General features: G+C 39.4%; 23 protein-coding genes and 1 pseudogene. 17 read left to right on the forward strand and 7 right to left on the reverse strand.

The annotated features are described in order from the left end of the window. The first annotated feature begins 32 nt into the window (after positions 1 to 32). The 8 genes from D0T20_RS03490 (at position 33) to D0T20_RS03525 (ending at position 9,506) form a co-directional block, all read left to right on the forward strand. Positions 33 to 2,525: a primosomal protein N' family DNA-binding protein gene (locus D0T20_RS03490; RefSeq protein WP_116438406.1), complete on the forward strand. Its 2,493-nt coding sequence runs from the start codon at positions 33 to 35 to the stop codon at positions 2,523 to 2,525. Between the two features lie 60 nt (positions 2,526 to 2,585). After that, positions 2,586 to 3,722, forward strand: coding sequence for a shikimate dehydrogenase family protein (locus D0T20_RS03495; protein WP_116438407.1), 1,137 nt, complete (start codon positions 2,586 to 2,588; stop codon positions 3,720 to 3,722). Positions 3,723 to 3,832: 110 nt separating this feature from the next. Next, positions 3,833 to 4,681 (forward strand): RNase adapter RapZ, encoded by an 849-nt coding sequence (gene rapZ / locus D0T20_RS03500; RefSeq protein WP_080649803.1) that lies wholly within the window; start codon positions 3,833 to 3,835, stop codon positions 4,679 to 4,681. A 184-nt stretch (positions 4,682 to 4,865) separates the two neighbouring features. Further along, complete coding sequence (gene whiA, locus D0T20_RS03505; RefSeq protein WP_004130980.1) at positions 4,866 to 5,804, forward strand: DNA-binding protein WhiA; 939 nt, start codon at positions 4,866 to 4,868, stop codon at positions 5,802 to 5,804. A gap of 256 nt (positions 5,805 to 6,060) precedes the next feature. After that, positions 6,061 to 7,266, forward strand: coding sequence for a phosphoglycerate kinase (locus tag D0T20_RS03510; protein WP_116438408.1), 1,206 nt, complete (start codon positions 6,061 to 6,063; stop codon positions 7,264 to 7,266). Between the two features lie 104 nt (positions 7,267 to 7,370). Continuing rightward, positions 7,371 to 8,168, forward strand: a complete 798-nt coding sequence (tpiA, locus tag D0T20_RS03515; RefSeq protein WP_116285816.1) for a triose-phosphate isomerase — start codon at positions 7,371 to 7,373, stop codon at positions 8,166 to 8,168. Between the two features lie 120 nt (positions 8,169 to 8,288). Next, positions 8,289 to 8,537, forward strand: a complete 249-nt coding sequence (secG, locus tag D0T20_RS03520; protein ID WP_004115170.1) for a preprotein translocase subunit SecG — start codon at positions 8,289 to 8,291, stop codon at positions 8,535 to 8,537. A gap of 129 nt (positions 8,538 to 8,666) precedes the next feature. Next, positions 8,667 to 9,506, forward strand: coding sequence for an HAD hydrolase family protein (locus D0T20_RS03525; protein ID WP_116285817.1), 840 nt, complete (start codon positions 8,667 to 8,669; stop codon positions 9,504 to 9,506). A 586-nt stretch (positions 9,507 to 10,092) separates the two neighbouring features. On the opposite strand, the gene D0T20_RS03535 is transcribed toward D0T20_RS03525, so the two are convergent. Both D0T20_RS03535 and D0T20_RS03540 read right to left on the reverse strand, forming a co-directional pair. Beyond that, positions 10,093 to 10,542 (reverse strand): hypothetical protein, encoded by a 450-nt coding sequence (locus D0T20_RS03535; RefSeq protein WP_116438409.1) that lies wholly within the window; start codon positions 10,540 to 10,542, stop codon positions 10,093 to 10,095. Between the two features lies 1 nt (position 10,543). Further along, the gene (locus tag D0T20_RS03540; RefSeq protein ID WP_016785011.1) at positions 10,544 to 10,744 is read right to left on the reverse strand and encodes a helix-turn-helix transcriptional regulator; all 201 of its coding nucleotides are present in this window, start codon (positions 10,742 to 10,744) and stop codon (positions 10,544 to 10,546) included. A 251-nt stretch (positions 10,745 to 10,995) separates the two neighbouring features. Between D0T20_RS03540 and D0T20_RS03545 the strand changes: the two genes are divergently transcribed. Next, positions 10,996 to 11,634: a recombinase zinc ribbon domain-containing protein gene (locus D0T20_RS03545; protein ID WP_240320601.1), complete on the forward strand. Its 639-nt coding sequence runs from the start codon at positions 10,996 to 10,998 to the stop codon at positions 11,632 to 11,634. 111 nt (positions 11,635 to 11,745) lie between these two features. Here D0T20_RS03545 and D0T20_RS03550 read toward each other — a convergent pair whose 3' ends face one another. After that, a complete protein-coding gene (locus tag D0T20_RS03550; protein WP_016635451.1) occupies positions 11,746 to 12,549 on the reverse strand; it encodes a sulfite exporter TauE/SafE family protein in 804 nt (267 codons plus the stop codon). Positions 12,550 to 12,678: 129 nt separating this feature from the next. On the opposite strand from D0T20_RS03550, the pseudogene D0T20_RS03555 reads away from it, so the two are divergent. The 5 genes and pseudogenes from D0T20_RS03555 to D0T20_RS06505 all read left to right on the forward strand — a co-directional run. Then, positions 12,679 to 12,997 (forward strand): annotated as a pseudogene (locus D0T20_RS03555) (hypothetical protein); the annotation flags it as partial. Between the two features lie 64 nt (positions 12,998 to 13,061). After that, on the forward strand, positions 13,062 to 13,553 hold the full coding sequence (locus D0T20_RS03560) for an NUDIX hydrolase (RefSeq protein ID WP_032812826.1): 492 nt from the start codon (positions 13,062 to 13,064) through the stop codon (positions 13,551 to 13,553). Between the two features lie 663 nt (positions 13,554 to 14,216). After that, positions 14,217 to 14,609 (forward strand): hypothetical protein, encoded by a 393-nt coding sequence (locus D0T20_RS03565; RefSeq protein WP_016828761.1) that lies wholly within the window; start codon positions 14,217 to 14,219, stop codon positions 14,607 to 14,609. Between the two features lie 4 nt (positions 14,610 to 14,613). Next, a complete protein-coding gene (locus tag D0T20_RS03570; RefSeq protein WP_116438722.1) occupies positions 14,614 to 15,486 on the forward strand; it encodes an ABC transporter ATP-binding protein in 873 nt (290 codons plus the stop codon). Beyond that, entirely contained in the window at positions 15,455 to 16,105 is a 651-nt protein-coding gene (locus D0T20_RS06505; RefSeq protein WP_116438410.1) for a hypothetical protein, read from the forward strand. Before D0T20_RS03570 ends, D0T20_RS06505 begins: the two co-directional genes overlap by 32 nt. A 359-nt stretch (positions 16,106 to 16,464) precedes the next feature. Here the strand turns inward: D0T20_RS06505 and D0T20_RS03585 are convergent, their stop codons facing one another. From D0T20_RS03585 to tkt, 3 genes are all read right to left on the reverse strand, one after another. Then, positions 16,465 to 16,686 (reverse strand): hypothetical protein, encoded by a 222-nt coding sequence (locus tag D0T20_RS03585; RefSeq protein ID WP_004111696.1) that lies wholly within the window; start codon positions 16,684 to 16,686, stop codon positions 16,465 to 16,467. A 681-nt stretch (positions 16,687 to 17,367) separates the two neighbouring features. Then, a complete protein-coding gene (tal, locus tag D0T20_RS03590) occupies positions 17,368 to 18,471 on the reverse strand; it encodes a transaldolase (RefSeq protein ID WP_016798447.1) in 1,104 nt (367 codons plus the stop codon). Positions 18,472 to 18,681: 210 nt separating this feature from the next. Continuing rightward, entirely contained in the window at positions 18,682 to 20,781 is a 2,100-nt protein-coding gene (gene tkt / locus D0T20_RS03595; protein WP_116438411.1) for a transketolase, read from the reverse strand. A gap of 343 nt (positions 20,782 to 21,124) precedes the next feature. Here tkt and hrcA point away from each other — a divergent pair, with 343 nt between their 5' ends. From hrcA to fmt, 3 genes are all read left to right on the forward strand, one after another. Further along, positions 21,125 to 22,141, forward strand: a complete 1,017-nt coding sequence (hrcA, locus tag D0T20_RS03600) for a heat-inducible transcriptional repressor HrcA (RefSeq protein ID WP_240320602.1) — start codon at positions 21,125 to 21,127, stop codon at positions 22,139 to 22,141. 71 nt (positions 22,142 to 22,212) lie between these two features. Further along, positions 22,213 to 23,370, forward strand: coding sequence for a DnaJ C-terminal domain-containing protein (locus tag D0T20_RS03605; protein WP_016840117.1), 1,158 nt, complete (start codon positions 22,213 to 22,215; stop codon positions 23,368 to 23,370). A gap of 42 nt (positions 23,371 to 23,412) precedes the next feature. Beyond that, positions 23,413 to 24,393 carry a methionyl-tRNA formyltransferase gene (gene fmt, locus D0T20_RS03610; protein WP_116438413.1) on the forward strand — a complete coding sequence of 327 codons (981 nt, stop codon included), beginning with the start codon at positions 23,413 to 23,415 and terminating at the stop codon, positions 24,391 to 24,393. A 17-nt stretch (positions 24,394 to 24,410) separates the two neighbouring features. On the opposite strand, the gene serB is transcribed toward fmt, so the two are convergent. Continuing rightward, positions 24,411 to 25,118: a phosphoserine phosphatase SerB gene (serB, locus tag D0T20_RS03615; protein ID WP_116438723.1), complete on the reverse strand. Its 708-nt coding sequence runs from the start codon at positions 25,116 to 25,118 to the stop codon at positions 24,411 to 24,413. Between the last annotated feature and the right edge of the window lie 221 nt (positions 25,119 to 25,339).

Raw genomic sequence — 25,339 nt, forward strand, 5'->3', positions numbered from 1 at the left:
TTTTATAAGGATTAATTTTATAAGGATTATTAATGCTTGAACAGTCTTCGTTGCAGCCTTCTTTAGAAGGTTTAGCGAAAAAATCACACAGGCGCAAAAAGGGTGGTTCAACACCAATCCAAGCGAGTAACTGTGCGATTGCGCATGTTGTTTTAGACGTTCAAGCACCTCATCTTGGAAAAACTTTCGACTACATTGTTAGCCAATCGCAAGATGAAGACGCAAAGCCAGGGGTTATGGTTCGCGTAAAATTCGGCGCAAGACGAGTTAACGGAATCATATGGAGTAGAAGCGATTCAAGCGAAACGCCAAAATCCTCCCTAAAGTTTATTGAAAAAATTGTTTCAAGCGAAAAAGTTGCGTCTAAATCTTTTATGCAAGATATTTCATCAATTGCTAACGCTTATGGCGGAACTAGAGCGAATATTATTCGGCTCGCTTTGCCCAAAAGAATCGCTGGCGTAGATAAAGAGAATTTTTTAGACGATATTCACATGTCTAAAAGGCAAAAATGGACCATCGATTTTCGCAAAAGCTTAAAATCGAAAGATGACTGGCAACAGAATCAATATAGCGAATCGGAAAATCTTATAAAAACAACCGATGCTCGCATGTTTGCGTCTTACAAAAACGCGGATTTGTTAAAACAAGAGCTAGAAAACGTTCAAAAACCTTATTATTTGCATTCTAAAGATGACTTTATGTTAAGTACAACGAATAATTACAAAGCTTTTCTTGTAGATGCTTTGCCAGGCGCGTTTAGATGGGCGCAAGATTTAGCGTGGATTATTGCAAATGCTATAAGCGCTGGTCGTCAAGTTGCTGTTGTTTTGCCTACGATTCGAGAAGTGAGCGATGTTATGCGCTCGCTTATGGTTTACGGCCTTAAGCCTTATAAAAAGTCACAAAATTCTAATGGCGCTTTAAGTGGAGATGTTGCTCGTCTTTGCGCTTATGATTCTCCAGCAGATAGGTATAGAGCGTGGAGAGCTATAGAAAAGGGCATTGTTCCGTGCGTTTTAGGAACAAGGTCTGCAATGTATGCGCCAGTTGAGTCGCAAGCGCTTTTTGTGATTGTAGAAGATAGCGCATATCAGTATGCAGACGGCATGATGCCTTACGCACAAGCTAGAGGCGTTATGCGATTGCGCGCCAAAAATCATAATGGCGTATTTGTTTCAATGTCTTTTGCAAGAAGCGTTATTAGTCAAAGCGAAGTTGAAAACAAAAAATTAGCTCCTTCGGTTAGTGGCCATTTAGTAGAAGTTACGCCTTTTAAGTCTGTTGTTCAAAATGCAAGTCCTTGGGTTCGTCTTTTAAATTCAAATAATTTGACTAAAATAAATGACCCGAGTGTAGGTTCTAGAATACCGTACACTGCGCTAACTTCGATTAGACAAACTTTAGACGCTAAAATGCCTGTTTTGCTTGCCACTTGCCAAGATAGCGCTATTCAAAAAGCTGCGTGTAAAAAGTGCCATTGTATTGCTCGTTGCAAACGTTGCACTGGTCCGCTTGACTTGCCCTTAGACGGTTCTGCTCCTAAATGCGCGTGGTGTGGAAGTATTGCAATAGGTTGGAAATGCTCGAATTGTTCTAGTAATTCTGGAGCGATTGAAGCTGTTCATATAGGCGTTAATTTTACAGCTAAAGAAGTGTTTAAGTTTTTTAAGGATGTTCCAATTATTGTTTCTTCTGCAAAACAAAAAAGCGGTGTTGTTGAGTGGGTTGAGCAAAAGCCGATGATTGTTATTAGCGCGCTTGGATCGCAGCCGCGTGTTTTAAGCAATTCTAAAGATTCTTGCGGGGAATATGGTCTTGTTGCGATTTTAGACGCGTGGACGAGTCTTTACAGCACGGGATTAGATGCTAGAATCGACACTTTGAACGCGTGGATGAAAGCGGCTTCTATGTGTGCTCCAAAAAGCAGAGACGGAAGCGTGCTTATTTTGGGAGAAACTTATGATGTTCTCGCTAAATCGTTAGAGGAGTGGGATTCTTCGATTCTTTCTAAACAAGAGCTTAAAGAAAGAGAAGATGCGCTTTTGCCTCCTTCTGTTTGCGTTGCAAGAATATGGGGGTTTAGGCAAGCTGTTGTAGATACGCTTAATGCGATTGGTGCAATGGGCGATTATGAGTGTGAAGACATTAGTGAAGACATTGCAAAAGTCGCAAGCAAAAATGGCAATTTAGATAGTTCTAGCAATCTTCCAATGTTAAAAGTCGAAACTAAAAATAATAACTCTGTGGTTTCTGGCGATTCGAGCGAAGATTCTGGCGATTCGAGTGAGTCCGAATATCTTCCGCCTTTACTTGGAATTGTTCCAATGAAGCCTCCTTCAACATTGCGCGAGCAAAATTCTCAACGATTTGAAGAATTAAACGATAGAGTTAAAGCAGTTGTAAGAGTGCCATTAGAATATAGAGATGAATTAGTTAATCGTTTGAAAAAAGAATGCGCAAAGCATTTTGCAATGCGAAAAAGTGGCGAATTAAAATTTAGTGTAGATCCTAAGGATTTGTAAAATCGCATAAACTTGTTAATAGAGGCTCGCAAATAAAGGCTTATAAATAAAGAGGTTAAAATGGTTGAAAAATGCTACAATTGTGCGGTTTTGGGCAATCCTATATCGCACTCTCTATCTCCAGTTTTGCACAATGCTGCCTACAAGGCATTGGGATTAAATAATTGGCATTATAGTAAAGAAAAAGTTAGCGAAGAAGACTTAAAAGATTTTATCGCGCATCTTGATGATTCTTGGAAAGGCTTAAGCCTTACAATGCCACTTAAAAAAACGATTATGAGCCTAGGTGTAGCTTGCGACTATTGGGCAAAAACGCTTGGAGTTGCAAATACTGCTGTGTTTAGTAAAAAGCCATGCATAGAAAATCCTGAGACGATTGAGCTTTGTAACACAGACGTAAATGGGATTGTAATGGCGTTAGTGCGCGCTCTAAAATCTAAAATATTAAACGCTAAAAGTGCGGTTATTATTGGCAGCGGAAACACAGCGTCTTCTGCAATGGCAGCTTTAATAGAAATTGCGCAAGGCTCAAAATTGAGCAAAGTTAGTGTTGTTGCAAGGTTGCAAAGCGATGGAAAAACTGTTAAAAGCGTTAGTAGATTTAACGATTTAGTAGATAAATATAAATTGGATTTTCCAAATAGCAGAAGAATAGAGCCAGAGAATTTTGAGATTAAAAACAAGCGCGATTACAAGCCTGTTTGCGGTATAGAGTTTCCTGCGAGTGAGCCTTTGCAAATTGACGATTTACAAAGTATAGAAAAATGTGATAAATCTCACATTCTAGAATCTATTTCTTCGTTGGATGCAATTGAAGCAATTGCAAACGCAGATATTGTTATAAGCACTGTTCCAGCTCATGTAGCAGACGGATTAGCGCTCGCTTTGTGTGAATATTGCAAGGAAAAGTCAATAAAATATTTAGGAGCTTTGCTAGACGTTGTTTACAGTCCTCGACCAAGCCAGATGCTTAAAGTTTGGAGAAAATACGGCATTGGTATTGGTGGAGAAGAAATGCTTTTGTATCAGGCATTAGATCAAGTAAAACTTATGACTTTTGAGTATAGGCATTCGAGTGATGATTCGAGTGATGATTCGAGTGATGATTCTTGTATAATCAAACATAAATCCATCAAGGCTACAGATTACGATTACATAAGAAGTTGCATGGAAAAAGCATTGCAGGAGGCATTATGAGCGATGAGAATAATCTAGAAATGCAATCTCATAATTCCGTTTTTAAGTTGCAATCAAATAATGCTTCTTTAAGTAGCCAAGATGCGCATGTTTCAAGCGATTTTGAAGTAATGCTTATTACGGGCATGAGTGGAGCTGGAAGATCGCATGCTGCAAATGCTTTGGAAGACATGGGCTGGTATGTTATTGATAATCTTCCTCCAAAGCTGCTGATTCCGCTTGTAGACATGATGACGTCTTCTGGCTCTAAAGTGCATAAGCTTGCAGCAGTTATTGATGTAAGATCGCGTGGATATTTTGACGATCTTTTTGCTGTTTTGGGCCATATAGATGATTTGGGCGTAAAAACTCGAATACTATTTTTAGACGCTTCCGATTCTGTGCTTATTAAGCGATATGAGTCTGTGCGCAGGCCGCATCCTTTGCAACGCGGCGGGAGACTTATTGATGGCATTTTAGAAGAGCGCGAGCTTTTAAGTCATCTTAAGGATTGCGCGGATATTATTATCGATACTTCTACTCTTAGTATTCATCAACTTTCAACAAAGCTTTATGAAGGCTTGCTTGGAAAAGGGTCTTCTACTGTATCTGTTCACATTTTTAGTTTTGGATTTAAGTACGGAATGCCTATGGATGCCGATTTTGTGGCAGATATGCGATTTTTGCCAAATCCATTTTGGGTTCCAGAACTTAGAGATTTAACTGGCAAAGATAAAGCTGTTAGCGATTATGTTCTTAAAAACCCAGCCGCAATGGAATTCTTAGATTCCTACGAGAAAGCTCTTCTTACAGCAATCGATGGTTTTGCAAAAGAAGATAAGCACTATGTAACTATTGCAATTGGATGCACAGGAGGCCAGCATAGGTCTGTAGCTATTAGCATAGAGCTTGCAAAACGATTAAAATCTAGAGGATTACAAGTTACAGTGTCTGCTAGAGAGATGAGATCTAGAGCATGATTTAACAAATAATGCATTTTCTCCTACGGTGTTATGTAATATAAAAAGCAATATTAAAAGGTAAAATGTCCAAGTCATTGGGTACTACAGAAAGCCGAGCATGTAGATGTTTTTAGCATCGTGCAATGGCATCTTGCAAGAATCCCAACGCATACTTTAAGAAGAACAAAATAGGAGGTTTCCCTTGGCTCTTCTTGACGACGTAAAGAACGAACTCGTCGCAAATAATAGTGACCAACCAGCGGTTATTATGGCTCAAGCTGCAGCGATGATGCGTTTTGCTGGAGGTCTAAGGCCAGTTAATAATCAAGCTGTAATTAGAGCACAGTTTGATTCGCAAAATGCAGCACAATGGCTCGTAGACGTTCTTGAGACTTATTTCCAGCGGGAGGCTAAGATTTCTCAAGCTTCTCGTCAAACGCCTACGGGTGTTGTTACTCGTTACGAGGTTCTTGTTGATCGAGGAGCCGCAGCTTTAGCATTGCAATCTGGTCTTCTGGATCGACGTATGCACATTGTTGCAGGCTTAGCTCCAGAAATTGTTAGCGGAAGCATTGCACAAATTAAAGCCGCGTGGAGGGGAGCGTTTATAGCTCACGGTGCTATATCGGATCCTGGAAAAGCTAGCTATCTAGAGATTGTTTGCCCAACTCACGAAGCTGCAACAGCTTTGCAAGCTATGGCTGCACGTTTGGGTGTGAGCGCAAAGGCTCGTAAAGTTAAAAGCTCCGAGCGCGTTACTTTGCGTGATTCAGACGCAATTGAGCGTATGCTTAATTTGATTGGCGCTCCAAGGTCTTCTAGAGAATGGACTGGCAAGCGTTCTGATGGCGAAGCAAGAGGAAAAGCTAATCGTTTAGCAAACTTCGATGATGCAAATATGCGCAGGAGTGCTAAGGCTGCTGCAGAAGCTTGCGAAAAGGTTCGTCACGCTTTCGACGTTCTTGGAGACGATATTCCAGAAAATCTTTTGATGGCAGGCAAGTTGCGACTTAAGCACAGTGATGCAAGCTTGGAAGAGCTTGGTCATTTGGCAGATCCTCCAATCACAAAAGATGCTGTTGCTGGCCGTATTCGTAGACTTTTGCAACTTTGCGCTAAAGTCGAAAAATCTAGAATGTAGAATTAACTCTAGAATTAACTTTTGTAGTTACTAATTTTGATTAAATGCCGTATACACAAAGTATGCGGCATTTTTGTATCGCGCGATTTTGGTGTTGATTTTTATGTAAATCTTTCTGTTGATTTTGTGCGTGCTTGTTGCGCATATGCGGTATAATCGTTTGTGGAATTTATAGACGTTTTAGCTTTGCTTTCGTCTTTTTTCTTGTTAAATTCGCCATCATGATTGGTTGAATCATGGTTTGGAAAGGATACCAATGAAGACACTTAAAGATTTGGGAGATTTGAGCGGCAAGCGCGTACTCGTTCGTGCCGATTTTAATGTTCCTCTTAAGGGCACGACTATCACAGACGACGGTCGTATTAAGGCTGCTTTGCCAACGATTAAAGCTTTGCGCGAGCAGGGCGCCAAGGTTATTTTAATGGCTCATCTTGGCCGTCCAAAGGGTCAGGTTGTTCCAGAGCTTTCTTTGGCTCCAGTGGCAGCTCGCTTAGGTGAACTTCTTGGTGTAAATGTTGCTTTGGCTGCAGATACTTACGGCGAAGATGCTCAAGCTAAGGTTGCTGCAATGAACAATGGCGACGTTGTTTTGCTTGAGAACGTGCGCTTTAACGCCGAAGAGACCAGCAAGGATGCTTCTGAGCGCGCAGCTTACGCCAAGAAGATTGCTGCTCTTGGAGAAGTTTTTGTTTCCGACGGTTTCGGTGTTGTTCACCGCGCCCAGGGTTCAAATTACGATGTTGCTGCCGATCTTCCAGCTGCTGCTGGCTTGCTTGTTGAAAAGGAAGTTAAGGCACTTTCTCGCGCAACCGAAAATCCAGAGCGTCCTTTGACTGTTGTTCTTGGTGGATCTAAGGTTTCCGACAAGCTTGGCGTTATTGAAAACTTGCTTTCTAAGGCTGATCGCCTTGTTATTGGTGGCGGAATGGTGTTCACATTCCTTAAGGCTTTGGGTCACGAAGTCGGTACTTCTTTGCTTGAAGAGGATCAGCTCGAGAAAGTTAAGGGATACATTGAAACCGCTAAGAAGAATGGCGTTGAGCTTGTTCTTCCAACCGATATTGTTGTGAACGCTGGCTTCCCAGCAGGCGACACTCCAGTTGCTCCAGAAGTTGTTCCAGCGGATGCTATTCCTGCAGATAAGATGGGCTTAGATATTGGCCCTGATTCTCAAAAGCTGTTCCACGATAAGATTGTTGATTCCAAGACTGTTGTGTGGAATGGACCAATGGGCGTGTTTGAGGTTCCAGAGTTTGCTGCTGGTACTCGTGCTGTGGCTCAGGGCTTGGTTGACGCCGCTAAGAACGGTACTTTCACTATTGTTGGCGGTGGTGATTCCGCTTCTGCAGTTCGTAACCTTGGATTTGCGGAAGATGGCTTCTCGCACATCTCCACTGGTGGCGGCGCTTCTCTCGAGTTCTTGGAAGGTAAGACTCTTCCAGGCTTGAGCGTGCTTGAGTAAATAAATTTAAGATATTGTGCCGGCTTCGATTTTATGAATTCATTTTGTAAATCGAGGTCGGCATAATGTTAATTTTATCTTTATAACAATTCTTAAGGGTGATTATGGTTTGTAAAAGAAAACCGCTAGTTGCAGGTAATTGGAAAATGAATTTCAATCACCTTGAAGCCACTCATTTTATTCAAAAATTCTGGTGGATGCTTTGCGATTCTCACTTTGATTGCAAAAAATGCGATATTGCGCTTATGCCGTCGTTTACATCCTTAAGAAGCGTACAAGTTTTAGTTGAATCCAGTAATATTCCTATTCTTTACGGAGCACAAGCTGTTTCCGTTACAACTCAAGGCGCGTTTACTGGAGACGTTTCTGCAGATATGCTTGCAAGTCTTGGCTGCTCAATGGTGATTGTAGGCCATTCCGAGCGTAGAAAGTATCATCCAGAAGACGATGCGAATATTGTTGACCAAGTGCGCGCTGTTCTTGCAGCTGGAATGCAACCAATTTTATGCGTTGGCGAAAGCTTCGAGGAGCGCAAGCAAGGTATAGAGCTTGATTTTGCGGTTGGTCAAGTTCACGACGTTACTCGCGACTTAGACTCTAAGCAGGCAGCACGTTTGATTATTGCGTACGAACCAGTTTGGGCTATTGGAACTGGCATGGTTGCTACAGCTCAATCTGCTCAAGAGGCAGCTTTTGCGATTAGGGACGATTTGCGACGCACTTTTGACGATAATGTTGCAAATTCTGTGCGTATTCTTTATGGCGGATCTGTAACGTCTTCTAATGCGTCAAGCTTAATTAGTGAGCCAGATGTGGATGGATTCCTTATTGGAGGAGCGTCTTTAGAAGTTGAAGAGCTTGCTTCTATTGTTAAACTCGCGTCTTATAAAAATCGCGAATGATTTTAGTGCTTATTTAGTGAATGATTTAGCACTTATTTAGTTCTGATTCAACATATATTTAGCGCATAGGTCAATGGCTTTTACTATGCTTTACAGAGTACCAAAAACAGGAGGTTACTTGTGTCCGCTGTGAAAATTGTTTTGCAAGTGTTGCTTGTGCTCACCAGCATTTTGTTAACATTGTTGATTTTGATGCACAAGGGCAAGGGCGGCGGCCTTTCCGATATGTTCGGCGGCGGTTTAACGAAGAACGCTGGTAGCTCTGGTGTTGCAGAAAAGAACTTGAATCGTTGGACTGTTATTATAGCTTTGATTTGGGTGGCTGTTATTGTTGCCTTGAATCTTATGACTAAGTTCTCACTTATCTAAGTATTCTTTTAAGCGCGTAGTCGAAAGATTGCGCGCTTTTGTTTTATAAGCAGAGCAGGCGTATATTTTGCTATGCTTTTTAAGATGTTAGAAGATGTTAGACTAATTAAAATACATTAGGTTATTGTTATGCTTCATTTTTCTCCTTCTCTTGTGGTAGCAGATCTTGATGGCACTATGCTTCATGATGCTAATGCTTTTGAAAGCAGATATTTAAGCCAAGAAACTGTTAGCGCTTCTAAGCGTTTGAGTGAATGTGGAATTCCGCTTGCGATTATTACTGCTCGACCTGTTGGAAGTGCTTTTGATTTTATTCACGATTTGAATGCTCAAGTTTGCGCGTACCTTAATGGTGCTCTTATTGATTTTGACTGTGCTCACAGCACGATAGGTGAGCTTACTTCGCAAAGAAGCCTTGATACTCTTACGCGTTTTGGATTTGATTCTCAACATGCTTGTAGTGTGTGTTTGCGCTTGCTTAATGAGATTCCTACGCTTCGCATTGGCATTGTTATGAACGATGTTCGTTACACTAACTTTGATGTTCGTATGCTTTGGAACGAGCAGGATTTTGTTATTACCGATTTTTCTAATGTTCCAAGTGGCATTGCAGACAAGATTATTATTGTTCCTCGAGAGAGTGAGAAGGAAAAACTTCAGAGCATTCTTCCAACCGATTTTTCGCTACACATTAGCGAAGATGTTTTGTGGATGCTTACGAATCCTCTTGCAAACAAGGGGCATGCTTTGAACGTTATTTGCAATCGTTTGGGTGTGAAGCCGAGCCGCACAGTCGTTTTTGGAGACGATATTATAGATATAGACATGTTCCGCGCAGGGGGATACGGTGTAGCGGTATCGAATAGTAATCCTCGGTTGCTTGCGATTGCGGACGAGGTTTGTGATTCCAACAACAATAATGGCGTTGCCAGCTGGCTTAATTCAAATCTTTTACTAGATTGTGAATAACCCACCTTTCGTTACTGGCGAAGTTGTGTGACGAATTCTTTCGTAGAGAGTCAAACGGAAAGCTTGGTGACATTATCAGTGAAGAGAAGAAATCTACCATTCAAGTCGGAACAGCTAAAGATCTCAATGTATAATACCCATTTTTCATTAGTGGTGATGCTGTACTTTCTTGTGATAAACCACTAGTTAATAATCGACCCATTTATATTCCAAATGAGATTGAACTTAAGGTGTTTAATAGAATTGCTATGCCTGCTTATACGACTATATCGTCTAATCAACGCGAAAATAGAGCTTTGATAGCTCTCCGTGATTGGCTTTTACCTATGCTCATGAACGGGCAAGCGACAATCGAAGATTAGGCAGCTAAATTATCATTTATCTATCCATTAATTTCTTCTCCTTAATCTATAAATTTCAATTAAAAAAGCGACTGAACTTATATTTCAATCGCTAAATGTCTTATATATTAAATTGTTTTAAGTGTGGCTTCTTATCCTTACCATTTTTACCTCCTAATTTTGAGTATAAAAAAAGACGATAGAGTTTTAACTGTCTATCGTCTAATACCTTTAATATGATATTTTTAAATCTTTTTTGACCAATATACTTTTAATAATTTAGAAAATATTATTTGTACAAATGCAACTATTATTAACGCTAAAAAGGCTTCATAACTTACATATGCTACAGCTAAAGAAACTATTACAATAACCATTGAGAATATAGGTATTATATTTGATCCTGACTTCATCTTTATTAATATCATTCTCTCATCTGTTTCTTTAGTATACATCTTCTCCAATATATCTCTATTTCTATATGCTCTACCAAGCATTGACATGTAGAATACAGATACAAGTTCAAGTCCAATAAAAAATACTACTACATAATCTGTCACATCTTCTTTTAATGGAAATTTATATTTTAAGTAAAAATTTCCAATAATAACTGCGAGTAAGGCAACCATACATAATAAGACTAAAATAGTAATTCTAAATCCTATTTCTTTTTTATATTTTTCTAATTTGTTCATATTAATCGTCCTCCTCTATGCTAAATATTTCTTCAATACTTGTATCAAAAAACTTAGCAATTTTAAAAGCCAACGGCAGTGATGCTATATATTTTCCAGTTTCAATGGAAGTTATGGTCTGCCTTGTAACTCCAACTTCATTTGCCAATTCTTCTTGAGTTATTTTATGCTGTTTTCTTAATCGAAAAATTGTATTTTTCATTTTCCTCCTTCAACAGCAAGTTAACTTTACATATAATGTATAGCTCGCTTTGCTTTTTTTGTCAAGCGTACTTTGCTTTTTTATAATTTCTTAAACTAAAAAGACGACAGATTTTATTAACCATGTTCGTATAAAAAATGATGGAACAGAACCACAGTATTATGTAAAAGATAGCCACGCGTCTATTATTCCAAGAGATATTTTCTTTAAAGTCCAAGAAGAAATGGTAAGACGAGCCAACATGTTTAGTGGTGAGGAGAATAAAAAAAAAGAGAGTTTATTCCAGTAAGTACGCTTTATCCAGTTTATGTGTTTGTTCTAAATGCGGGGATGTTTACAGAAGAATTGCTTGGAACAACCGAGGAGTGCATTCTGTTGTTTGGCGTTGTTGTACCAGATGGGAAAATGGTCCTAGTGCTTGCGATGCTCCGACAGTAAAAGAGGAAGAACTGCAGTCTGCTACAGTGAAAGCCATAAACAAAATACTCACCGTACCTGGTGAAGTATTGGATACGTTGAATAACAATATTAGAGAAATTATCGCGGGAAACAACTTAAGTGAGCTTGAAACGGTTGATAAAAAAATCGCGGATAAACAAGCGATACTATTAACCTTGCTTAAAGCTAAAAAAGACTACACGAAAACTGCCAACGAGATTGATGAGCTGAAAGGTAAGAAACAGCAGCTTCTTATAGAAAAAGCAGGTCAAGAAGATGCTAAAAGACGAATCAGAGAAATGGAAGATTTTCTGAAAAGTGAGCGTCACGATATTAGTGAGTATGACGAGAAGCTGGTAAGAAAGTACATCAAGAAAATAAAAGTTTACGAGGACAGGTTCAGTATAACTTTTAAATCAGAGATTAGTGTGGATATTGAAAGGGCATCGTAAAAGCCAAAAGATTGTGAGCGTTTGAAATGTTACAAAAGTCAGCCTAGGGGTAATCCTCTCTAGGCTATTTTTATGCTCAAAAATCAAGCTATCAAGCCAATCTTAAACTTTTTAACGCTTATTCTTAGCTAAAATACCTGTTTTTAATATCATTCGTAAGCATACACTGAACAAAAAAATACAAAACAATATATTGCATATAAAAGGTGAAATACTGCGCGCAATTATTGCGCCTAAGTTTACAGTAAATGTCGCAAAAATACCGATAATAATTCCTTCAGTAAAATGAGTATAATGGTAACGAGCATTAGCAATACTGCCACTTATAGCTGTAGGAAGCGTGACAAGCAAAGCAGTTCCTCTTGCCATAAGGTCTCCCATGCCGAGCAAAAGTTGCACGCATGGAACTATAATTCCTCCGCCGCCAACGCCTAAAATACCTGAAAAAATACCAGAAACAACGCCTATAAATATAAGACATATAGCTTTTAAAAAACTAACATTAAAATCTACATTTCTTAACGGAATCCAAACTTGACTAGAACATATAACTAGTAATACAAAAAGTGTAAAACACCAAGGAAATATTTTTTTAGGCAAAATATGTGAAAAATATACCCCAATTTGTGATCCGAAAACTGAACCTATTATTAGAAAAAATGCTGATAAAAATGACACTTTGCCGTTTAAACCGTAAACAATGCTTCCACAAAGCGACGTTATAATTATGGCAACAAGAGAAGTAGCAGTAGCATGACGCTGATCAAATTTCATAAAAACAGTTAATGCAGGAACTATCACCATTCCTCCACCTACACCGAACAATCCTGATAAGAAACCTGCTAATAGTCCAATGAAAACGATTAAAACAATATTATGGAAATTATATTTGGTTTTAAAAATATTTCTCAACATATATCTTTTCTTCACAAATTACCTCCTCGTACTTTATTCACTACTTTTACTATGTTATATGAAAAATAGAATATTTCTATACTAGTTCAATTGTAATTTATGTATTTATTTATCTAATTAACGTAAGTAATGGATAATAAGAAGTTTATCGCAGAGACGAAAGATGTTCGTTTAACGGTGAAACGTGCTGATACCTTTGGTGTGAGCTTTTAACTGTGAACAAGATATATTGAGGGTTGAGGAAGCGCAAAATGTTATAAGGCTTATTCAAACTAAAAAAGTCTCAGCTTCGAATTGGCTGAGGTGGTTTACTCAGGGTATGCCTGAAATTGTTGTGAGTTTGCCACATGATGTGGGAGTTTGTGAGGTTGAATCTGATTCTAATCAAGTGCTCATCACGGATATTGAGATTGGTAAGCTTTATGTAGAAGTGAACAATGGCTTTGTATCCACTGGAGAAAGATAAAATTCATATTTAATGAAATTGACAATCAGGCCTTATGGAGGGTTTTATGGCTGAGATTTGGGATGCGTATGATAAAGAATTTAATAAATTAAAGAATATTACATTAGTGAGAGGAGAACCAATTCCTGACGGCATGTATCATTTGGTGGGCGAAGTAATTGTTAAACATATAGATGGGACTTACCTTATTATGCAAAGAGATTTTGAAAAGAAATTCGGTGGAATGTGGGAGTTGACAGCAGGTGGTTCTGCATTGCAATATGAAACACCATTAGAATGTGCAGTAAGAGAATTAAAAGAAGAAACAGGTATTGAAGCTTCAAAAATTATGGAGATCGGAAGATTTGTGCAGGATGTTTACCGCTCTCTTTATGTTGAATATCTATGCGTAACCGATTGTAAGAAAAATGCAATTGCTCTTCAAAAAGGAGAAACGGTTAATTATAAGTGGGTAGATAAAAAGAACCTTTTGGAAATGAGCCAAGACGAGTTAGTATCATCAAGGGCAATCAAACTTATTAAAACAGTAGATATATAAATTCAAGTTTGGCTGTATGAGGGAAGATATCAACGCTTTAGGGTTGAGTGCACAGGATGTTAACGTTAAAAAGTGCACACACTTTGCACCCACCCTGTGAAGTGGGAAATTGAAGTCATAAAACAAAAATAAGGTAAGATTTCACATATAAGGTGTGGTCGTACCTTATTTTTTGGTCTATAACCCGATAATTGAGAAAAATGAGCAATCGTAATAGAGGATAGTCTGCATATTTTCATGTGAATTTTATCTTCAAAATCATACATAATTCGCGATAATTACATGAATGTCAGGATGAAAGTTGGTGGAAATATCTGGTATATATGTTTTATAACATTTTCGTTACAGTGTATTTACAAGACATCATAAATGCCTTATAACTATAGTAAGAGTCGAGGATGTAACATTCGTCTATGATGTTGCGTATTTAGCTCTATATGAGGTTTTTACCTGAAAGAGAGAAGATGATTATTATGGTTTATAGTCTTGGCAAGCCTGCTATACAAAAATTTTTAGATTTGGAGAGATATTCTTCGCTTGATTCCCATTATCGTAAACTATGCTTCTATTGGTAAGAATGTTGCATATGATTTTTATTGTTACTCATGATGCAATGTTCGATAAAATTGCTGATGAAATAATAGATTTGGATGTGATTAAGAAATGAAAAGCAAAAAATGGATATTTGCAGCTACCATAGTAATCCTAGGTCTTGTCAGTCTGCTGTATGTAGGGTATAAGACAAATAATGTTCGTTTTGGTATGGTTCGTGATGATTTGCCAACACTAGTTTCAGGAGATTATAAGAATAACGATAACTTATCGTTAAAGCCAGGAGTGTATGCTATTTATGCAAAGAGAGGCAAAGGAGAGATACGCTTTGCTGGAAAGCTGTACAAGCTTGATGATGCTCTTTTTGTGCGTGCTCAGAAACAGCCAGGAAATGTTAAAAATGCTGTTATCTACGAAGAGAGTCCTAAAATTTTTATTGGTGAAGATAGTAAGATTTCTGTAAAAGGAGATCGGAAATTTTTAGTTTCATTTGTTAAGAGGTAATCTTATGAAGATATCTCATTTGAAAAAATCATATGGGGGAAAAGTCGTTTTAGATGACATTTCTTTGGAAAGCAGTGCTGGGCAAATTATTGCGTTAGTAGGCAATAATGGTTCAGGAAAAACCACGTTAATGAAGTGCATTGCAAATTTGATAGTTGATTATCAAGGCAATATTGAATTGGACGGTTCACTTTCATTTGCTATTGAGAATCCATCTTTTTATGACGAATTTTCTGTACAGGATAATCTTAGAGTGTTTGCTGCTTTGATGGGGAGAAAAGACTTTAATTGTGATAAATTATTGCATCAGGTGAGTCTCGACGAAGCAAAAAATAAAAAGTTTAAACAATTGTCGCTAGGTATGAAGCAAAAATTAAATATTGCTAGAATATTGCTCTCAAATAGTGAAATTATTCTTCTTGATGAACCTTTCAATGGATTAGATGTTCTTACTATAAAGCAGTTAAAAGACACTATCTTGTCATTGCGCTCACAAGGTAAAAGCCTTGTAATTTCAAGTCATATATTAGATGAGTTAGGTGAAATTGCTGATATTGTATGGTATTTAAAAAAAGGGAAAATTCAAAAAATTGTTAATTTTAACGATAATCTAAGAATTTATAATGTGATTGTTGTAAATGATGTGGATATTAGTGAATTGCTTTCTAACAGATATGAGGTTTTTTGTCGTAGCAAAGATAACAAAGAATCAACTTTTAGAATTAAATTGCCTAGAGGGGATATTGCCAAGGTTCTTAAATTGCTGATTGAGCATGGGGTACAAATCGTGGAATACAGTGATATTACGCATGATATTAAAGCTTTTATGTTGGAGGAAGATGATAATGAAGTACTATATAAAATCAGAAATTATTAAGTTTAGTCATCAGAAGCTTTTCTTATTGTCTTTTGTTTTGTATTTGGCATGTTGCGTGTTTATAGTATTTCAAGCTAAAAGAGGTGCATTTTTATCACAATATAAGTTCTTTTCAACGATAACTATACTATTTTTAAGCCTATATCAGATATTATCAATTGGTGAATGGCAAGAGAAGAAAATTATTCATTATTATCTAGAGTATATTCCTAATAGGATTAAATTATTGTGTTTTATATATGGTGAATACGTAAGCATTTATCTAGTCGTAAATTTGGTATTTTTATCACTAAATTACTCGTCTCTAGGGATAGTTATGCATCAACTGCTCGTATATCCGATAATTTTCCTTTTGTATATTGCTATAAATATGAATCTGTTGATATATTTTGAAAAAGTTGGTGTTACGATGATTCTTTCCTTTATATTATTATGGATATTGCCGAATTTGATAAACATAATATTGTCTCAAACATCCGTGTATTCTTTTCAGATATTTTATTATTTATCACCAGACTCGTTCACTGCTCTTACGTCTGTAACTTGCATTATTGCTCTAATGTATATTGTTATGTTTTTCCTATTGTCGTTATTACAATTTACGAAAAAGGAGTACTGAGTTATGAAAAGTGTAGTATCTCGTATACTTCCAGCTATTGTCATAATGTTATTCGTTGGTTTTATTGCATATATTCATTTGAGCGGCTTAAGACCCTCATTTTCAGTATTACAGGAGAATAATATCTCAAATCTTAAAACTGGATAAGTGCTCTATTTTGGTAGTTCAGGCTTTGGAGCATGTCAGGAATTCAATAAAGTTCTAAAAGAATATCAAGATGAAACGCATGCTAAAATTTATTATTGAGATGCCACAGACAAAATTGTGAGAAAGGCAGCTGAAATAAAGATTTACAAAGCAAATTGGCACATTTGGTTTATTAATCATCTATCCCAGCCCCATATAAAAGTAACTCTCATTTAAATCTCATCATATTTCTTTTTTAATTTATCCATATTATCAAGGTCAATCCACTCCTCGCTAAAACCACAGGCAGTGCAAATATACCTATCAACAGGTACTGCCGACATAATTGTATGGCCAGTCATAACATTATTTCCAGTCCCATAAGCACCAGCAGATCCAGGCACAAATATAATTTCACTTCCCCCACACTTTGGACATTTTTTCGTATTTTTCATAAATCCTCCTTTTTATTTACATCACAGGATCAATATAACCAAGCTCCATAGCCTTGTTAGTGGTTTATAAATAAATTATACCCGAAAATAATTTGTAATAATATTCAACTATATTCTTATAATCACACTGTTTTTGTTTATTTTTACCTTCTCCCTATTCTTCAAATACTCTTCCACATCAAACAAGTTCTTCTTATCATAATCTTCCAATAACTTATAATTCTTATACTTCGTAATATCGAATTTATCAGACAAAAAAGGTCTTACTCCTCTTAGCTGTTATATACAGGTTGCCCTTCGTTCGCAAATGCCTGTGTAGTTCCAGCCATTACACCAAATGCTACTAATGTTGCCATCAATAGACCCATTGTCTTTTTTACTAATGTTTTCATATTTTCCTCCTTATTAATCTAATAATGTTCTTTATTGTTTTGAAAAATTGCATAAAAATAGGCAGGAACACATACCTATCCATCAGGTATATATTTCTGCCAATTAAAAAATTCTACGTGAAAAGAGACAGAACTACACTGTCTGTCTCTTTTCAATTACTTAGCTTAGAAAATAACACTGGGTAGCTTTTTTATTGCGATTGATAAAAATGCAAAACAAAACCGCACATGTGTGAACTAATCCACGTTCATGTGCGGTTTAATGTTTATTTATTGCTGATTAATCAAATCAGGCGTTTACGCGATCGATGCCAGACTGTACGTCTGCAATCACGGAATCCCAAGACTTGATGAAGGCGGCAACACCGTCGGCCTCAAGCTTGTCGGTAACGTCCTTAATGTTAATGCCAAGCTCAGCAAGCTTGTTCATAACAGCGTGGCTCTCTTCGTAAGTGCCCTTAATGGAAGCAGCACCGTTGCCGTGATCAGCAAGAGCGTTCAAAGTCTTTTCTGGCATGGTGTTAACAACATGCTCAGCAACCAACTCGTCAACGTACTTGCAATCAGAGTAAGCTGCGTTCTTGGTGCCAGTAGAAGCCCAAAGTGGACGCTGCTTCTTAGCACCCTTGGCCTCAAGTTCAGCCCAACGTGGATCAGCTGCGAACTTCTTCTCGAAGAGTTCGTAAGCCAAGCGAGCGTTAGCAACAGCAGCCTTGCCTTCAAGAGCCTTAGCTTCAGCAGAACCGTTAGCTTCGAGGAGCTTGTCAACAGCGCTATCAACGCGGGAGACGAAGAAGGAAGCTACGGAACCAATGTGCTTCAAGTCGTGGCCGTTAGCAGCAGCTTGAGCAATACCTTCGATGAAGGCGTCGATAACCTGCTCGTAACGCTCGAGGGAGAAGATCAAGGTTACGTTCACGGAGATACCCTTAGCGAGGGTAGCGGTGATAGCTGGAAGACCTTCCAAAGTTGCAGGAATCTTGATCATAACGTTTGGACGATCAACCTTTGCCCAAAGCTCTTCCGCCTGCTTTTCGGTGTTAGCAGTATCGTGAGCCAAGCGTGGGTCAACTTCGATGGAGACGCGGCCGTCAACAAAGTCGGTCTTTTCTGCAATCTCACGGAAGATATCGGTTGCGTTACGAACATCGGTAGTGGTCAACTCGCGAATAGCGGTCTCAACGTCAACCTTGCCGAGTTCCTTAAGCTGTGCGTCGTATGGGCCAACCTGGCTCAAAGCCTTCTGGAAGATAGATGGGTTGGTAGTAACACCAACAACATTCTTGTTAGCAATCAAATCTTGCAAAGAGCCAGACTCAATGCGGGTACGGGACAAATCGTCCAACCAAATAGAAACGCCGGAATCGCTAGTGCGCTGCGTTGCTTCAGTCATGTTATCTCCTTAACACTGTGCTCCACCAATTGGAACACGTTGGTAGTGTTGGCGTTTTACAGGAAACAGCGGTTGATGTTAAACCATCTGTAGCTTAACATCAACACGCCTTTGCTGTTTCCAGTGAAGTTGCTAAATTAGCACTTCGAGTTTTTGTGATGAATCAATTTTATTTTGACACATCAAGTTTTATTTTTATTACTTGCTATCTTAAGCGCGTGCTTCTTCGATAGAAGCCTTAGCAGCTTCTACTACGTGCTCAGCAGTAATACCCAAGTCGATCATGTTCTGACCGCCGTCGCCCTGCAAGCCGTACTGTTCGATAGAAACAGCCTTGCCGCAATCGCCAAGATACTTGTACCAAGGCAATGCCAAGCCAGCTTCGATGGAAACGCGAGCCTTAACAGACTTTGGAAGGATTGCTTCCTTGTACTCTTCGTCTTGCTCTTCGAACCATTCGAGAGATGGCATAGAAAGAACGCGAGCCTTAATGCCTTCTGCAGCCAAAGTCTTGGCACCAGCAACAGCCCACTGAACTTCGGAGCCAGTAGCCATGACGATTACGTCTGGAGTGCCTTCGCAATCAACCAAAACGTAAGCGCCGTGCTTTACGCCTTCGCGAGCCTTCTCAGCAGTTTCTGCAAGAGTTGGAACACCTTGGCGAGTCAAAATCATAGCTGTTGGGTAGCTGTTCTTCTTCTCGAAGAAGTAGCGGTAAGCTTCAGCAGTCTCGTACTCATCTGCAGGACGCACAACCTCAAGCTGAGGAATAGCGCGGAAAGCAGCCAAGTGTTCGATTGGCTGGTGAGTTGGACCATCTTCACCCAAAGCTACGGAATCGTGAGTCCAAACGTAGAGGTTTGGAATCTCCATCAAAGCAGCCAAGCGAACTGCTGGGCGCTCGTAGTCAGAGAACTGGAAGAATGTGCCGTTGAATGGGCGAGTGTTAGAACCAAGCAAAATACCGTTGGTAATAGCACCCATTGCAAACTCACGCACACCAAAGTGAAGCTGACGGCCGTACTCGGAAACGTTTGGCCAAGTGCGAGTTGCATCCTCGGATGGGCCGAAGGAGTCAGCACCCTTAATGTTGGTGTTGTTGGATCCACCCAAATCAGCGGAACCACCCCAAAGTTCTGGCATAACAGCAGCAATTGCGTTAAGAACTGCGCCAGAAGCCTTACGGGTAGCAACCTTGGAACCAACTTCGAAGCCAGCAACCAAGTCGTCAATAGCCTTGTCGAAGCCTTCTGGAAGCTTGCCAGCCTTAAGACGATCGTAAAGAGCAGCCTTATCTGGGTTGGCAGCAGCCCACTTTGCAAGAGCTTCATCCCAAGCCTTGTGAGCAGCCAAACCGCGCTCGGCAACCTTGCGAGCATGAGCCAAAGCTTCTTCGTCGATTGGGAACGAAACTTCTGGATCGAAACCGCAAAGTTCCTTCAAGCCCTTAACAGCTTCTTCACCAAGCTTAGAGCCGTGGGAAGCTTCATTGTTGGTCTTGCCTGGGGTTGGCCAAGCAATCAAAGTATTAACCTTAATGAAGTGAGGCTTATCGGTAACTTCCTGAGCCTTTTCAATAGCAGCAGCCAAAGCCTGAACGTCTTCCTTGTAGGAACCGTCTGGCTGAATGAAGCTAACTTCATCGGTGTACCAACCGTATGCACGGTAACGAGCAAGAATATCTTCAGAGAAGGTGAGCTTAGTATCGCCTTCAATCTGAATGTGGTTTGCATCGAAGATTACAGTCAAATTGCCAAGCTTTTGGTTTCCAGCCAAGGAAGCAGCTTCAGAAGAAACACCTTCCTCAACGTCGCCTTCACCGCAAATAACCCAAACCTTGTGATCGAATGGGGAAGTGCCAGCTGGAGCTTCTGGGTCAAGAAGACCGCGCTCAAAGCGCTGACCATAAGCAAAACCAACAGCAGAAGCAAGACCCTGACCGAGTGGGCCAGTAGTCATTTCGATGCCTGGAGTTAAGCCATATTCTGGGTGACCTGGAGTACGCGTGTCTGCACCGCCACGGAAATACTTAAGATCGTCAAGAGTTAAGCCGTAACCAGAGAAGAACAATTGCACGTATTGCGTAAGCGAAGCGTGACCGCCAGAAAGAATAAAACGATCGCGGCCAGCCCACTTTGGGTCAGCAGGATCGTGCTTAATGAAGTGCTGGTACAAGGTGTACGCAATTGGTGCCAATGAAACAGGGGAGCCAGGATGTCCGTGTCCTGCTCGCTCAACAGCATCAGCCGAGAGAACCTTCGCCATCTTTACGGCGCGCTCGTCTAATGCAGACCAGTTGAAATCGGTCATGTGATCTACTTTCCTTCCAATAATTCGGGTTTTTGCGCACAGCTTACGCTGGCCATTACCCTCACATTGCCCTTTAATCCTATCTTTTATATCAGACGAATTTCTAACAAAGTGTGTCAAAACATAACAAAAGTTTATATTTATAGTTAGTTGTTATTCTGTAAAAGTGATTTATTAAAAATACTTAATAATACTTAATCACATATTGTTATCACATATTATTTTGGCATATATAATAGTTAGCAGTGAATTAATAAACGATTAGTGCTATTTATAGAAATTATTAGCGCTATTTAATCGAGTTTGATGTTTTAATAAAGGAGAATCAATGCAATCACGACGCATGATGATATTGCGTGCGGTTGTTGAAGATTATATTCGTTCGCATGAGCCTGTTGGGTCTGCATCTTTAGCTAAAAATCACAAATTAGGCGTTAGTTCTGCAACGATTCGCAACGATATGTCTCTTCTAGAAGAAGAAGGCTACTTGATTCAGCCACATACTTCTGCTGGAAGAATTCCTACAGAAAAAGGCTACAGGTATTTTGTTGATGGCTTAGCTGCGTTAATCCCGCTTTCTAATGCGCAAAGACGAGGGATTCGCACGTTTTTAAGTGGATCTGTTAGTTTACAAGACACTCTACAACGCTCAGCGCGACTTCTTGCAAGCATAACTGGTCAAGTTGCACTCGTTGCGTCTCCTGCATTGTCGAAGTCAAAAGTAAAAAGAATTGAGATTGTTCAAGTATCGTCTTCTACGCTTTTGGTTGTTGTGATTACAGATGCTGGAGGAGTTGCGCAACACATTATTCAAGCATCAAACATAGATGCAGATGATTTATTGCATCTAACTAATATGGTTAACGATGATTGCATTGGATTATCTCTTCTTGATGCTTCAAAACGTGTTTATTCTCTAGCGAATCGCCAGGATTTAGCTTCTGCTTTGCAAGTTATTAGTCAACTTTCTAACGCGTTAGAAGATATGCACGATGGCGAGCATTCCCACGATTTGTACATGGCTGGAGCTTCTCAACTTGCGCATAGGCAAAATATTGGCGATTTTGCGTCTCTTTTTGACGCTCTAGAAGAGCAAGCTGTTATTATGCGACTTATGACTTCGCTAAGCGAAGAAGCAAACGATTGCGCAAGTGGCGTTAGCGTTGCAATAGGTTCGGAAACTCACACGCCTGGTCTTCTAAATGCTTCTGTTGTAACAAGCGCTTACGGCTACAATTCGGATTCCGATTCTGCGTTTATTGGCTCAATCGGTCCTACTCATATGGATTATGCTGCAACAATGACAGCTGTTAAAGCTGTAGCAAAATATCTTAATGCGTTTATATCTGAAAATTCATAAAAACAAATTCATAAAAACTGGCTGGCTGTGCCTTATGTAAAAATAATTTTAGAACATAAAAGGGGAGTTAAGTGACTGACTATTACAAGATTTTAGGTGTTGATTCTAACGCTAGCGACGATGAGATTCGCAAAGCTTATAGAAAGTTAAGTCGAAAGTATCATCCAGATATTGCAGGGCCTGAGTTTGAAGACAAATTCAAGGAAGTTAACGCTGCATACGACGTTTTGTCTAATCCAGAAAAACGCAAAATGGTAGATATGGGCGTAGATCCAAATAATCTATCGGCATCGGGAGCTGGTGCTGGCGCTGGCGCGTACGCAAATATGAATATGGATATGGGAGATATTCTAAACCAGTTCTTCTCTGGGTCTTTTGGTGCTAATGCTGGATCTCCTATTCCGCGCGTTAATCGTGGTGAAGATTCGCTAACAGAAGTTAAGGTTGACCTTAAAACTGTTGTTTTTGGCGGAAACGCTAAGGTTCATGTTGTTACTTTCGGTCTTTGCCAAGATTGTGCTGGAAAAGGTTCGGCAGATAAAACAGATCCTGTAACTTGCTCAGAGTGCAAGGGTGCTGGTTTTGTGCAACGAGTTACTCGCACAATGTTTGGTCAAATGATGTCTTCGGAGCCGTGCCGCGCATGTGAAGGCCACGGAACGATTATTAAAAATGTTTGCCCAAATTGCCACGGGCATGGTCGCGTTCGCACTTCTAGGGAAGTTGGAATCACGATTCCTGCTGGAATTAAAGACAACTCTCGCTTGCGACTTGCGTCTCAAGGAGCAATAGGCGAATGTGGAGGTCCAGCTGGCGATTTGTATGTTGACGTTCGCATTCGCAAAGACGAGCAATTTACTAGAGACTTAAACGATTTACATTGCTGGATTGACGTTCCAATGAGCTGGGCTGTGCTTGGTCACAAAGTAGATATTGATACTTTTGATGGCAAAAAGAGTGTTGAAATTCCTGCTGGAACGCAAAACGAAGACACGATTCCTCTTTACGATTTGGGTGTTACTGTTTTTGGAAGTAAAGATAGAGGAAATATTATTGTTCACATTCTTGTTAATATTCCAACAAAGCTTAGCGAAGAAGAGCGTAGTTTGATTGAAAAGTTTGCAAACTTGCACGATGAAAAAGTTAGCGAAGTAAAGCAACATGCTATTGCAGAGCCAGTGGGCAATAAAAAGGGATTCTTTAGCAAGCTAAAAGATGCATTTTGCTAGGATTTAGGATTTTTGGGATTTTAGATTTTAAGGAGTTGACTTATGGTATTGCCTATTTTGTTTGCTGGAACTCCAGATGTTGCTGTTGCTCCTTTGCGCGCGCTTGCTGAAGATAAAGAGCATTTTGATGTGCGAGCTGTTCTTACTCGTCCAGACGCTCCGACTGGTAGAGGTAGAAAGCTTGTTCCTAGTGCTGTTAAAAAAGCTGCGATTGAGCTTGGAATTCCTGTTTTAGAGATTAATCCCAGCAATGAGCAAGAGTGTGTGAGTGCTCTAAAAGCTACTGGCGCAAGGCTTGCGGCCGTTGTTGCGTATGGAAAGATTCTTCGCCAATCTGTTTTGGATGCTCTTCCTTTAGGATGGTACAACTTGCATTTTTCGCTTCTTCCGCAGTGGCGAGGTGCTGCTCCTGTTCAGCGCGCAATATGGGCTGGAGACGATATTACAGGTGCAACAGTTTTTAAGATTACGCGCGGAATGGATGAAGGTCCGATTCTTGCACAAATGACTACCGAGATTGGCGCTCATGAAACAGCTGGCGATTTGCTGACTAGATTAAGCAATGATGGTGCAAATCTTCTTTGCTCTGCTCTTGTTGGCTTGGAAGCTGGTCAAATTATTCCAGTTGAGCAAGATCCTACTCCTTGCCAAATCGCTCAAAAAATCACTGTTGAAGATGCTCATATTCGTTTTGATATTCCATCATTTGCAACCGATAGGCAGATTCGCGCTTGCACGCCAAATCCTGGAGCTTGGTGCAATCTTCATGTTGATTCTAGTGATTTGCAAGCAATCACTTTGCATGTTCTTGCTTGCGCAGTAGCAAAAGATGAAGATATTGAATTGCATAGTCTAAATGAGCTTAAACATGGGCAGATTCTTGCAAAAAAGCACAATGTTTGGGTTGGATGTGCAAGCGGAGCTATTGAGCTTTTAGAAGTTAAAGCGCAAGGTAAAAAAGCTATGAATGCTGCAGATTGGGCAAGAGGAGCGCACTTAAGTAGTGAATCCTACTTGGATTAAAAGTTAGTGAGTAAACGTTAATTTAGTAAATCTAAAACTAGGCTTAGGTCTCGCGTATCTATGCTTGCTTTAGCTTGACTTTTTAATAACTTCTTTGCGCAAAATGCTACGCCTAATCCTGCTGTTTTAATCATATCTATATCGTTAGCGCCGTCTCCAATAGCAACGCTTTGAGCAATATCAATATTGTTCTTGCGCGCCCAATTTGTCAATGCTTTTGCTTTATATTGACGATTTACTATAGGCTCAATAACTTTTCCGCTCAATCTAGAATCTACGACTTCTAGATTGTTTGCAACCCAAAAGTCTATGTTTAGTTTTGGCAAAAAATCGTCTAAAACTTGCTTGAATCCGCCACTAACAGCTCCAACTTTCCATCCAAAAGAGTGCAATGTGCTAATAAGCTTTTTAGCTCCATTTGTTACATGAATATTTTGCACAACTTGTTTAACGCAAGAATAGTCAAGTCCTTTAAGCATAGAAACTCTTAGCTTTAGCGACGTATTAAAGTCCATTTTTCCTTGCATTGCTTTAGACGTTATATATGCTAAATCAGATCCAACTCCAGCAATGTCTCCTAATAAATCTATAACTTCTTCTTCAATAAGAGTGGCGTCTACATCTAAAACAAGAAGTCCTGGTTTTTTTAGTGAAGGATTATTTGAAGGATTATTTGAATGAGTATTAATTAAGTCTTGTGTTTTTAAGTCTGGTACTTTAGTCATGTTATAAGTCATGTTATAATCTTTTAAGAGAGATGTTAGGTTTATTAATTAATTCTAAGGCTGGTTTAAGAAATTTAGGATTTTGTTTCGCTACGCGTTTTTGCATTGTAAGACTTCTTATAAAACTTATGTTAAAAGTTAAATGTGAAAGTTTATTGATTTTATTTGAATATTGCGTGTGGAAGTTTGGTTTAATTTGATTAGTTGAGTAAAATAGTTGC

The sequence above is a fragment of the Gardnerella piotii genome (genome assembly GCF_003397585.1).
Classification (GTDB): domain Bacteria; phylum Actinomycetota; class Actinomycetes; order Actinomycetales; family Bifidobacteriaceae; genus Bifidobacterium; species Bifidobacterium piotii.